Origin of the sequence: Pokkaliibacter plantistimulans (assembly GCF_003194385.1) — a bacterium.
Classification (GTDB): domain Bacteria; phylum Pseudomonadota; class Gammaproteobacteria; order Pseudomonadales; family Balneatricaceae; genus Pokkaliibacter; species Pokkaliibacter plantistimulans.
In genome coordinates this window covers 18,470-30,740 of the sequence record NZ_LAPT01000062.1, presented here as the reverse complement: position 1 = coordinate 30,740, position 12,271 = coordinate 18,470, and the positions used below count along the sequence as shown (strand labels likewise).

The window sequence follows — 12,271 nt, the reverse complement described above, 5'->3', positions numbered from 1 at the left end:
GGCATTTTTTACGCTAATTTTACGCGACAGGGTTGCCGTGGAGCCCTACTGTGAGCAGGAGTTCTGGCAGACCTGTCGAGCCTTTCCGGCTGTGGGGGCTGCCTGTAGTGAATATTTCCATGCCTGCCTGAGACCTATGCTGCGACGCGCTCGTTTTTACACCGTTCTTCACCTTTGCGGATTTCTCATCATTATTTACAGCCTGTCGATGCTGGTACCTGCCCTGATGGGGCTGCTGTACGGTGAGAGTGATCTGTATGCGTTCCTCAAGACCTTTGCTGGCGCCTTTAGTTGTGGCCTGTTGCTGTGGGGGCTGACGTCGCGCTATCGCGGTGATCTGAAGACCCGTGATGGCTTTCTGGTCGTGGTGTTGTTCTGGTGTGTGTTTTCCAGTGTCAGCGCCTTGCCGTTCTGGTTTGATCAGCGCCTGCAGCTCTCCGTGACCGATGCCTTGTTTGAAGGGATTTCCGGGATCACCACGACGGGTGCATCCATCCTCGACAACATCGATGATCAGCCCAAATCCATTTTGTATTACCGCGCGCAGCTCAACTTTCTCGGCGGGCTTGGCATTATCGTGCTGGCCATTGCCATTCTGCCTATGCTGGGGATTGGTGGGGCCAAGTTGTATCAGGGCGAACTGCCGGGCCCATTGAAGGAGGAACGCCTGACTCCGCGACTGGCCGACACCGCCAAACATCTGTGGATGATCTACTCCGGGCTGGCTCTGGCCGGAACCCTGGCTTTCCGGCTGGCAGGCATGGACTGGTTTGATGCGCTCTGTCATAGCCTGTCGACGGTTTCACTGGGAGGCTTCTCGACCCATGGCGACAGTCTGGGCTATTACCACAGTGATGCCATTGAGAGTGTGGCCGGGGTATTTTCCATTCTCGCTGCGGTCAACTTCGCACTTTATTTTGTGGTACTACGGCGGCGCAGCCTGCTGCCTGTCCTGCGTGATGCAGAGTTCCGTTTTTTTGCCCTGATCGTCACCTTAGTAGTGGGTTACACCTGCTTTTCGCTCTACCACTCCGGCCTGTTCAACGGGCGCGAGGCACTGGTACATGGTTTCTTTCAGGCTGTTTCGGTGATGACTGACAACGGGCTCGGCAGTGCCGGTTTTCCCGACTGGTCACAGGACACGGTGCTCCTGCTGTTTGGCGCCAGCTTTTTTGGTGGCTGTGTGGGGTCGACCTGTGGTGGCATCAAGGCGCTGCGTTTTCTGATTCTGCGCAGGCAAAGCAGTCATGAAATCCGCCAGCTTATCCATCCCGGTGCCGTCTATGTTGCCAAGGTCGGCGGGCGAGCCATCTCCGAGCGGGTGATCAAGTCGGTCTTGGGGCTGTTTTTCCTCTATATCTTTTTCACCTGCCTGTTTACCTGGGCACTGGTGGTGGCTGGCAATGATGTGATGACTGCCTTTGGCACGGTGGCGGCCTGCATCAATAATATGGGGATTGGTTACGGTGCCACCGCAGCCGGTTTTGGTGGCCTCAATGACGTGAGCAAGTGGCTGATGTGCGCCGCCATGCTCTTTGGCAGGCTGGAGATATTCCCGCTGATCGTCGTTTTCTCCCGCACATTCTGGCGTTACTGACGAGGGTAGAAAGGGGTGTTTGAAGAGACGGACTATCTTCAGCAAGGTGGTAAAATTCGTCTATTTTTTGTACAAAATGACGCTGCCATTCAGTACCTCGTCTGCAAAAAATCAGGTAGAATGCGCGCCTCTCAAAAACCGTGATAGAAGAGCTTCCATACAACATGAGTGCTACAAATCCTAAGGTCGGATTCATTAGTCTCGGCTGTCCCAAGGCCCTCGTCGATTCTGAGCGGATCCTGACCCAGCTGAGAACCGAAGGCTACGAAGTTGTGCCGACGTATCAGGACGCCGACCTGGTGGTAGTCAACACCTGTGGCTTTATCGATGCCGCCAAGGCTGAGTCCCTTGATGCCATCGGCGAGGCCATCAAAGAGAATGGCAAGGTCATCGTCACCGGTTGCATGGGTGGCAAGGAAGAAGATATCCGCAAAGTACATCCGTCTGTACTGAGCGTGAGCGGTCCGCAGCAGTATGAGCAGGTGGTCAACGCCGTGCATGAATACCTGCCCCCCAAACAGGATCACAACCCCTTTATCGATCTGGTGCCACCACAGGGCATCAAACTGACACCACGTCATTATTCCTATCTGAAGATTTCCGAAGGCTGCAACCATCGCTGCACTTTCTGCATCATTCCATCACTGCGCGGTGATCTGGTTAGCCGTCCGGTGGGTGATGTGCTGGATGAAGCGGAGCGTCTGGTCAAGGCGGGCGTCAAGGAGCTGCTGGTGGTGTCTCAGGACACATCCGCCTACGGTGTTGATCTGAAGTACCGCACCGGTTTCTGGCAGGGCCGTCCGGTCAAGACCCGCATGACTGAGCTCTGCGAAGCGCTGGGCAGCATGGGCGTATGGGTACGCCTGCACTATGTCTATCCCTATCCCTCCGTGGATTCCGTCATCCCGCTGATGGCAGAAGGCAAGATCCTGCCTTACCTGGATATTCCCTTCCAGCATGCCAGCCCGCGTGTACTGAAGGCGATGAAACGCCCGGCAGCGGCTGAGAAGACGCTGGAGCGTATCCAGGCCTGGCGCAGTATCTGCCCGGATATCACCCTGCGCAGCACCTTTATCGTTGGCTTCCCCGGTGAGACCGAAGCTGAGTTTCAGGAGCTGCTCGACTTCCTTGACGAAGCACAGCTGGACCGCGTTGGCGCCTTTGCCTACTCACCCGTAGAAGGGGCGGTGGCCAATGACATCGCACCGCTGATTCCTGAAGAAGTGCAACAGGAACGTCTGGCACGCTTTATGGAAAAGCAGGCTGAAATCAGCACCCGCAAGCTGGCCGCAAAAATCGGCCGTGAAGTGGATGTATTGATTGATGAAGTCGTGGAAGAAGGCGCTGTGGGTCGTACCAAGGCTGATGCTCCTGACATCGACGGTCAGATCTTCCTTGATGGCGCCACACATCTGCAGCCCGGCCAGTTCGTTAAGGCGGTGGTCGAAGATGCCGATGAGCACGATCTGTGGGGCTCCTTGCGTTAAGAACGTCGTCACGTTCCGGCTACACGGCATCGTGAGCACGGGCTGAACACCTTCGCGAGTCATAGTGAAAAAGGGCGACCATGGGTTCGCCCTTTTTTGTATTTAAAGCAATAGACTTTGTCGTTTTAGGCATCATTACTGCGCTGGTCATCCCAGACAGATGGTTTACCATGGTTCTACTTATCTGTTTGGTTAAAAAATGATCCACGGCTGAACCCCGAAGGGGCAGAGTGAGGCAGTGTACGTTATGACGAATCCCAGTCACCCCCATGTACTTGACCGGCTGCTGATGGAAAGCGGCGGTGTCGAAGCCATGGTTGCGCGTGACTCGCCGGGGCACCGCATCCTCACCGAGCAGGAACGTGAAGTGTCGTTACAGGCCACGCTGGCAAGCAGGCCTGCAGGTGATGTGTGGCTCTTTGCCTACGGTTCACTGATCTGGAATCCGACTATCCACCATGCTGAAAAACGCGTGGGTACCCTTCATGACTGGCATCGGTCCTTTTGCCTGTCCGTAACGGCAGGGCGTGGTTCACCGTCTCAGCCCGGGCTGGTGCTGGCACTGGACCATGGTGGCAGCTGTACCGGTGTGGCCTATCGACTGGAGCTGCAACTGGCCGAGTCGGAGCTGCGCATGCTCTGGCGGCGGGAGATGGTATCGGGGGCCTATATTCCCCGCTGGTTGCCTGTTACTGATGTGGCGGGTAACCAGTTTGGCTACGCACTGGCGTTCACCATTGACCATACAGGTCAGCAATATGCCGGTGATCTGTGTGAGAGCGAGATCGTGCGTCGGCTGTCGCTGGCTGCGGGGGCGCTGGGCTCAGCCGCAGACTATCTGTTCCATACCTGCGAGGGGCTTCGGCAAAGCGGTATCGATGACGGAGAGCTGGAGCAGCTGGCTTGTCAGGTGCGCCGTTGTCAGCAGGGGCAGTAATAGCGTTTGTGGAAAAACCAAAGGGGGCATGGCCCCCTTTGGTTTTTTGCTGTCTGAGCAGGCTTGATGCGGTGTAGATGGGATGCGCTGTTACAGCATTTCCCGCAAACGTGCTCTTACCAGATCAATCGCTACCCGATTGCGCGCCCCCCCCGGAACGATGAGATGGGCATGTTCCTTTGAGGGGTTGATGTACTTCATGAACATCGGCCGTACGGTGGCCTGATACTGCTCCAGCACGGAGTCCAGCGTTCGTCCACGCTCATTCACATCCCGTTGCAGGCGGCGCAGCAGGCAGACGTCCAGCGGGGTATCCATATAGATACGAGTGTGCATCAGGTTACGCAGGCGGGCGTCGGTGAAGATCAGGATACCTTCAAGGATGATGATCTTGCAGGCGGGCAGCGGCTGCACTTCGGCGGCGCGGGTATGCAGCTTGTAGTCGTAGACCGGCACGTTCACCGGCTCGCCCTGCAGCGCCTGCTGCAGTTGGGTTAGCAGCAAATCGTGATCGAAGGCATCAGGGTGGTCGTAGTTGGTCTTGACCCGCTCCTCCATGGCCAGATGGGTCTGGTCTTTGTAGTAACTGTCTTCACGAAGAATGGTGATCTGTGCCGAGCCGAACTCATGCAGCAGTGCATCTGAAAAAGAACTCTTGCCTGATCCCGAGGCGCCCGCAATTCCAATAATGACCGTGTTGCTAGTAGGCATAGTGAAGCAGCTGAATGAAGGAGGATAAATACAGGGTAGACCGGAAATGCCGATCTGCCACACACCGGAACTGACGCTGTCGCTTCCGCGACTGGCTGCACAAGGGCAGCATGCATCAGTCTGAACAAAAAGGTGGGCGGCAACCAACTGAAGGGGGTGTCGGCTGCCGCCGCGGGTTATCGTTTGTGCTATTCCTGATCAATCGCGCCCATGGCGGTGATATTGAAGCCTGCATCCACATAGGTGATTTCACCGGTGATGCCGGAGGCAAGATCGGAACAGAGGAAGGCGGCCACGTTACCCACTTCGGAAGTGGTCACGTTACGACGCAGAGGAGTGCGCTTCTCGTTGTAATCAAGCATCTTGCGGAAGCTCTTGATACCGGAGGCGGCCAGTGTGCGGATCGGGCCTGCAGAGATACCGTTGACGCGGATGCCTTCAGGGCCAAGGCTGGTCGCCAGATAGCGCACATTGGCTTCGAGGCTGGCCTTGGCCAGACCCATGACATTGTAGTTGGGCATGGTGCGAACCGCGCCCAGATAACTCAGTGTCAGCAGGGCACCATTACGGCCTTGCAGCAGTGGGCGGGCTTCCCGTGCCAGGGCGGTGAAACTGTAGGAGCTGACATCGTGAGCGATGCGGAAGGCATCGCGGCTGGTGGCATCGGTAAAGTCGCCATCCAGTGCTTCACCGGGGGCGAACGCCACGGCGTGGACAACGCCATCAAGATAATCCCAGTGCTGACGCAGCAGGGTAAAAGCTTCGGCGATCTGCTCATCACTGGCGACATCCAGCGGGAACACCAGATTCGATCCCCACTGTTCGGCAAAGCCAATCACCCGCTCTTTAAGCTTGTCGTTCTGATAGGTGAAAGCCAGTTCTGCACCTTGCTGGTGCATGGCTTCAGCAATGCCATAGGCGATTGACATCTTGCTGGCGACACCAACGATCAGGAAGCGTTTACCTTGCAGAAAACCCATGTTGCTACCTTAGTCACGAAGCACGTAAAAGGCCGGGTTTGACGTCGGTATCTCTCCTGAACCACAGAGAATGCTGATGTCTGCTACCGCTCTACCCACAGCCGCCAAGGCCCGCATGGCGCGGGCAGAATTGGCGAAGTATAACGGAAGTTGCCGATATTGGCGACCGTGGCATGAGACTAAGGTTGTAGGAAGGGGCCTCGGTAACCGCTCAATGACTGATATTCAGCATGGAGTAAATGCATAAGTGGCACTAGAGTTTCCTGCTTATATGTCCGGTGTGTGCTCAAGTGGTGGGTATGCACATCACATCATGCAGGAGAGTGAATGGCCAAGAATGAACACGATCAGCGTTACTGGCTGATAGAGTTGCTGGCGTACTGGGAAGGGCGGGTTAATGTCAGTTATCTGGAGCGTGAGTTTCATTTGTCTCGCCAGCAGGCCAGTAAAGTACTGGGCAGCTACCGGGAGCAAATGCCTGACAATCTGGATTATTCCTACACCCTGAAAGCCTATCTCCCTTCCGCCTGCTTTGCTTCCCGATTTATCAGCGGCGAGGCGGATGAGTACCTGCAATGGCTGCAGGGCATACCGCGTCATCACCTGCAGGTCGCCCGTCTTAGCTCACCGCAACGGCAAATTCTGCCGCACATCCTCAGACCCATCATTCATGCGCTGACCTTTGGTTATGCGGTGGATATCAACTATGCCTCAGTCACCAATACCACCGAGGAGCGCATTATCGCGCCCCATTCTCTGGTGCTGGCGGCAGGGCGCTGGCATGTCCGGGCATGGTGCCTTGCACGGCAGGAGTACCGGGACTTTGTGCTTGCCCGTACCCGCTCGGCCAGTGTGGACGAAACGCGCGATATTCCTTCACCACAAGAGGATCACGCCTGGCACACCTGGGTAGAGCTGGTCTTTGCGCCTGACAACCGGCTGGCCGCAGAGCGGCAACAGGCGTTGGAGCAGGAATACGGAATGACAGACGGCAGGCTGATCATTCGCGAGCGTGCTGCGCTGGCTAACTATCTGATCAAACAGATGGGGGTCAACATCAAGTTTCTCGATGCCTTACCTGAGGCCCAGCAACTGGTGCTTGTCAATAAACGCGACATCGAGCAGTGGCTGTACTGAGCGGTTTGTTCATCGAACAGGCAAGGTACGTCAACTTAATTGACCTGTATTAATTGCCAGCTTGGCGCGTAGGTCGGTGTGTGTGTGAATAGAGTGGCAACGCAAAAAGTACAGCGATTCGCCCCGCATACGCGGGGCAGTTTGCAGTGGCAGTACTTCTTGGTTCAGCCCCGCAGAGGCGGGGAACAGATGAGCATATAGGCGCAGTTGCACCTATGAACTGGTTGATCTGCATTTAGTTGCAGAACGGGGCTAGGTTAGTTGCGAAGTGGTGAGGCGTCAAAAATTTTCTAGAATGCTATTTTTTGAAAAAGTTAAGGTTCATAGATGTAAATGAGCCTAAAAAAGAATTTTGACTCCTCTGTGACATGAGTCTTAGGATGGCGGCTACCTGAGAGTGGTGGGAGGCTGTCATGTTGAAGTCTTTGAAAGAGTTGGTTTTGGTGCTGGATGGTTCGGGGTGGTTTACAAAGGTGATCCTGTTGCTGATTGTGATCACGGTAATCCTGTACTTCAGTTGTCGGCTTTCGGAAGGGTGTTAGCTGAAAGGGGGGGCGCATGGCTGCAATCTTTAACTACTGGGGCAAAGCTCATCAGTCGGATGAGCAGGGGGGAGAGCCATACCACTTGCTGCCCTATCATTGTTTGGATGTGGCCGCCTGTGGCTGGGTGCTGCTGTCGGATGAATACCCCTGGGGGCAGCGTTTGGCCGCAGAGCTGGGCATTTCCGCTGAGCAACTGCGCCGCCTGTTTGTCTTCTTCCTCTGCCTGCACGATCTGGGCAAGTTTGCCCGAGCCTTTCAGGGGCTGCGGCCCGATATTCTGCAAACCCTGGCCAACGCCCCCGCTAATTACGCATACACCACCGTGCGCCACGATTCACTGGGCTATCAGCTGTGGCGAAGCAGAGACAAGGGAATTCAGGAACTGCTGGCCGAGCTGCTTGCTGTACCTGTTGAGCAGGTGCGCACCAGCAACCAGCTGGATAGCTGGTTTGAGATTGTCACCGGCCATCACGGTCAGCCTCCTGTCATTCAGTCGATCAGTCTCCCCAGCTATTTTCACCCCGATGATACCGACGCGGTGCGTAGCTTCGTCCGGCAAATGTGGCAACGCTGGTTGCTGCCGGAAGATGCCGCGCTGTTACTGGATAAACGCCTCGGCAAAAAGCTCAAAGCCTGCTCCTGGCAGCTGGCCGGGATGGCGGTACTGGCAGACTGGCAGGGTTCCAACCAAACCTTCTTCCCCTATTGCAAAACGCCCCTGTCACTGCAGCACTACTGGGATAAGTGTGCTTTACCTGCCGCTTATAACGCCGTTCGTCAGGCGGGCATCACACCCGCACGGGCAGAACCTTTTGTTGGCATTGAGCAGTTATTTCCCTTTATCCAAAGCCCCACGCCATTGCAGCACCATGCTATTCAGGTAGCCATCCCCCCTGAGCCGCAGCTATTTATTCTGGAAGATGTGACAGGGGCGGGGAAAACCGAAGCCGCCATGGTGCTGGTACACCGGCTGATCAGTGCCGGGCTGGCGGACGGGCTCTATGTGGGCTTACCCACCATGGCCACCGCCAATGCCATGTATCACCGCATGTCCCAATGCTATCAGCGCCTTTACCGCGCAGAGCAGCAGCCCTCGCTGGTGCTGGCCCACGGGGCGCGTCATCTGTCGGAAGACTTTATGCAGTCCGTCGGCGCTCAGCCCAAAGACATCAGCTATCTGCAGGATGAGCAAAGCGCCTCGGCCTACTGCAATAGCTGGCTGGCCGACAGCCGCAAGAAGGCACTGCTGGCAGATATTGGCGTCGGCACTATTGATCAGGCGCTGCTGGCGGTTCTGCCTGCCCGTCATCAATCGCTGCGCTTACTGGGCTTGGGGCGGAAGGTGCTGCTGGTGGATGAGGTGCATGCCTACGATGCCTATATGCAAACCCTGCTCGCCTGCCTGCTGGAGGCGCATGCCCGTCAGGGGGGAAGTGCCATTTTGCTGTCTGCCACCTTGCCGCAGCAGATGAAAAACAAACTGGTAGCCAGTTATGCCAGGGGCTGTGCCTTACCTGTGCCCGCCCTGAGTGAAGTGGCTTATCCGCTGGCTACGCACTTTCCTGCCGGGCAAGGTGAACAGGAAGTACCACTGGCAACCCGCAAGGAAGTGCAGCGCGTAGTACAGGTACAGCGTCTTGATGACGAAGCGGCAGTGCATGCCTTGATTCTGGACAGTGTGCGGCAGGGAAAATGCGTCTGCTGGATACGTAATACCGTCGATAACGCACGGCAGAGTTACCAGCAACTGCAACTGTTAGTGCAGCAACAGGCCGGTAGTGCTGACCGTGTACACCTGTTCCATAGCCGCTTCGCCATGATTGACCGGCAGCGCATAGAAAATGCGGTACTGGAATGGTTTGGCAACCGCAGTACTGAGCAGCAGCGTGCGGGGCGTGTGTTGGTCAGTACTCAGGTGGTGGAGCAGTCACTGGATCTCGACTTCGATGTACTGATCTCTGACCTCGCCCCCATTGACCTGCTGCTGCAACGGGCCGGGCGGCTGCACCGCCATGTGCGGGACCGACATGGCAATCGCCTGCACACCCCTTCCGCTGATCAGCGTGGCCCGGCGGTGTTCTATGTGCTGGCGCCATCACCTGACCCGCAGGCGGATGAGCGCTGGCTGCAACAGCAGTCAGGCTCGCTGGCGGTCTATCAGGATCTGGGGCAGCTGTGGCGCTCGGCCAGGGTGCTGTTTGAACAGGGCTGTTATCGCATGCCGGATGACGCCCGCCGTCTGATCGAATCCGTGTACTCCCCGCACGCGGCCATCGAGACCCCTGATGCCGTCGAGCACGCCTCCAGTGAGGCTGAAGGCAAGCGCCGCAGTCAGGCCAGTATGGGAGTCTTCAACCAGCTCAGGCTGGAGCAGGGCTATAGCCGCAAAAGCAGCGATGGCTGGGATGAGGAGGTCAATATTCCTACCCGTCTTAGCGACAAAACCTGTTCGGTGGTGCTGGTCATACAGGATGAGGCGGGCCTCTGGCATCCCTACGCCGGTCAGCTCGCTCATGGCTGGGAGCTCAGCGCGTTGCAGATGCGCGACACCCTCTGGCAGGAGGCCGAGAAGGCCATCCCAGCAGACCTCAAAACACAGATGGAACAACTGCGTGACGCACACCCTGTACTCAAGTGGTATCGGCTGATGCCTTTGGTCGGGGAGTTGGCCACCTGGTACGACGCCGGGTGTGGTTGGACAGCTAACAAAGGAGAAACGCGATGAACCTGATCCATGACCCGTGGATACCCGCCCTCCGTCAGGATGGCAGTTATTGTCGTATTGCCCCCTGGCAAATCGCGGAAACCGCTAACCCCGTGGTGGAGCTGGCGGCCCCGCGGGCGGATTTTCAGGGCGGGTTGTACCAGTTTTTGATCGGCCTGCTGCAATCCCGTTGTGCGCCTGAGGACAGTGAGGTGTGGGCCGAGTGGTATCAGACTCCGCCTGATGCGCACGTGCTGGCACAGCAGTTCAGTGCGTTGGCTACGGCTTTTGAGCTGAGCAGCGAGGTGGGTAAACCGGCCTTTTTACAGGATTTAACGCTGGAGGAGGGGGAGCAGAAAGACATCGCTGGTTTGTTGGTCGAAGCGCCCGGTGGCAAAACCCTGAAGGATAACCTCGACTTTTTTATCAAAGGCGGTCGGGTCACAGCCATTTGCCCGGCCTGCGCGGCACAGGCGCTTTTCACCCTGCAAACCAATGCCCCTTCCGGTGGCGTCGGTCACCGTGTCGGGCTGCGTGGCGGTGGCCCCCTGACCACCTTGCTCCAGCCTGTTGACCCGGCTCACAGCACCCTCTGGCATAGGCTATGGCTCAATGTGCTGGAGCAGCGCCATGATTTGCATAGTCACGAGGCCATGACGGCGGCCATATTCCCCTGGCTGGGTAACACCCGGCTGTCGGACAAGGGCGGGCAAAATACGCTGCCCGGTGATGTCCATCCGTTGCAGATGTACTGGGGTATGCCGCGTCGCATTCGTTTGCAGCCTGCTGTGACAGAGGGCGACTGTGATTTGTGTGGCGATCACAGTGACACGCTGTTCAGCCACTATCTCACCCGCAATTACGGCACCAACTATGAAGGCCCCTGGCGGCACCCGCTGACCCCTTATCGCTTTGACAAGAAGAATGAAGCGCCACCGCTGTCACTCAAAGGGCAAAAAGGCGGGCTCAGCTACCGGCACTGGCTGGGGCTGGCCATTGAAGACAAAGACAACGGTGACACAGCGGCCAGCGTGGTGCAGTCACTGGTTCAGGACAAGGAAATGTATCTGGCCAGCGGGGTGCAGTTGCAGCTGTGGTGCTTCGGTTACGACATGGACAACATGAAAGCCCGTTGCTGGTACGACCATACCCTGCCGGTGTTTGTGTTGCCCACGGCGCAGATCACTATGCTGCAGCGCTGGGTAGAAGCCTTGCTGATGCCAGCCAAAGAGGCGGCACCGTTGCTGCGTAAATTTATCAAAGAGGCATGGTATCGCAGCCCGGAAAACGCCAGCGGCGATAACAGTTTTATCGATACTGAATTCTGGCAAACCACCGAAAGCCATTTCTATCAGCTCTTGCAGCAGCTGGTCACCGCCGTGCAGTCGCAGGAGCGCATGCCCGCGGAGGTGGCAACGGCATGGTGGAAAACCCTGCACCGGACGCTGGAGCAGTTGTTTGATCAGTATGCGTTGCACACCCGAGTCGAAGACCTGGACTTGCGACGGGTTATCACAGCCCGATCCGCTCTGCTCGGCAAGTTCCATTCCCTCAAATCGGTCAAAGCCCTGAAATCTGACAACCCGCACACTCAGGAGGTAGCCCATGGCTGAGCTGTCACCCAAAGAACCCTATTACGACCTGCACGGTGCTGAGCCTGCGCGCCTCATCGCATGGTGGCAATCACTGGATGATCATCGCGGCGTACGAGCTCGTTTGCGCCGGGTAGACCGGCCTGACGATGCCCTGCTGACAGACAGTTTTTTTCAGTTTCTCAGTGTGATGCCGGAGCGCTGGGCACAGCCCGGTCATCTCTATGCCAGCGCGATGGTCGCGACGGCGTTAGCCCAGGTCAGTCAGCACAGCAGTGGCATCCCTTTCGCGGCGCAGCTAGGCAGTGGTGACCATGACCGCCCGGTCATGAGCGAATTGCGCTTCAGGCAGCTGATTAAAAGCCGCACCCCGGAAGAATTCTTCCGTCGCCTGCTGCGTGCCATTCGCCTGCTGGACAAGCACGTCAATATTTTCTCGCTGACGGAGGGCATCCTGCACTGGTACGACGAATACCTGCATGGCCCTGACCGTAACCCCATCAAACGCCTGAGTGTGAAATGGGCGCAGGATTATTACCTGCCACGCAAAAGTAAAACCACCACCGACACTGCCGCCTGAA

The 12,271-nt window shown here is 57.0% G+C and carries 9 protein-coding genes; 7 read left to right on the top strand and 2 right to left on the bottom strand.

The window, feature by feature from the left end; translation table 11 throughout:
* Positions 1-136 precede the first annotated feature (136 nt).
* The 3 genes from WH50_RS13185 to WH50_RS13175 all read left to right on the top strand — a co-directional run bounded on the left by WH50_RS13185 (position 137) and on the right by WH50_RS13175 (position 4,021).
* A complete protein-coding gene (locus tag WH50_RS13185) occupies positions 137-1,597 on the top strand; it encodes a TrkH family potassium uptake protein (protein ID WP_110187777.1) in 1,461 nt (486 codons plus the stop codon).
* A gap of 164 nt (positions 1,598-1,761) precedes the next feature.
* A complete protein-coding gene (gene rimO, locus WH50_RS13180) occupies positions 1,762-3,084 on the top strand; it encodes a 30S ribosomal protein S12 methylthiotransferase RimO (RefSeq protein WP_110187728.1) in 1,323 nt (440 codons plus the stop codon).
* A 247-nt stretch (positions 3,085-3,331) separates the two neighbouring features.
* The gene (locus WH50_RS13175; protein ID WP_110187727.1) at positions 3,332-4,021 is read left to right on the top strand and encodes a gamma-glutamylcyclotransferase; all 690 of its coding nucleotides are present in this window, start codon (positions 3,332-3,334) and stop codon (positions 4,019-4,021) included.
* 90 nt (positions 4,022-4,111) lie between these two features.
* Here the strand turns inward: WH50_RS13175 and udk are convergent, their stop codons facing one another.
* Together udk and WH50_RS13165 are read right to left on the bottom strand one after the other, a co-directional pair.
* The gene (gene udk / locus WH50_RS13170) at positions 4,112-4,732 is read right to left on the bottom strand and encodes a uridine kinase (protein WP_104153854.1); all 621 of its coding nucleotides are present in this window, start codon (positions 4,730-4,732) and stop codon (positions 4,112-4,114) included.
* Positions 4,733-4,920: 188 nt separating this feature from the next.
* The gene (locus WH50_RS13165) at positions 4,921-5,712 is read right to left on the bottom strand and encodes an enoyl-ACP reductase FabI (protein WP_104153853.1); all 792 of its coding nucleotides are present in this window, start codon (positions 5,710-5,712) and stop codon (positions 4,921-4,923) included.
* A 327-nt stretch (positions 5,713-6,039) separates the two neighbouring features.
* Between WH50_RS13165 and WH50_RS13160 the strand changes: the two genes are divergently transcribed.
* From WH50_RS13160 to casB, 4 genes are all read left to right on the top strand, one after another.
* Positions 6,040-6,849: a helix-turn-helix transcriptional regulator gene (locus tag WH50_RS13160; protein ID WP_110187726.1), complete on the top strand. Its 810-nt coding sequence runs from the start codon at positions 6,040-6,042 to the stop codon at positions 6,847-6,849.
* A 558-nt stretch (positions 6,850-7,407) separates the two neighbouring features.
* Entirely contained in the window at positions 7,408-10,119 is a 2,712-nt protein-coding gene (gene cas3, locus WH50_RS13155; RefSeq protein ID WP_110187725.1) for a CRISPR-associated helicase Cas3', read from the top strand.
* Positions 10,116-11,711 (top strand): type I-E CRISPR-associated protein Cse1/CasA, encoded by a 1,596-nt coding sequence (casA, locus tag WH50_RS13150; protein WP_110187724.1) that lies wholly within the window; start codon positions 10,116-10,118, stop codon positions 11,709-11,711. Before cas3 ends, casA begins: the two co-directional genes overlap by 4 nt.
* Complete coding sequence (gene casB, locus WH50_RS13145; protein ID WP_110187723.1) at positions 11,704-12,270, top strand: type I-E CRISPR-associated protein Cse2/CasB; 567 nt, start codon at positions 11,704-11,706, stop codon at positions 12,268-12,270. Before casA ends, casB begins: the two co-directional genes overlap by 8 nt.
* Position 12,271: the final 1 nt, after the last annotated feature.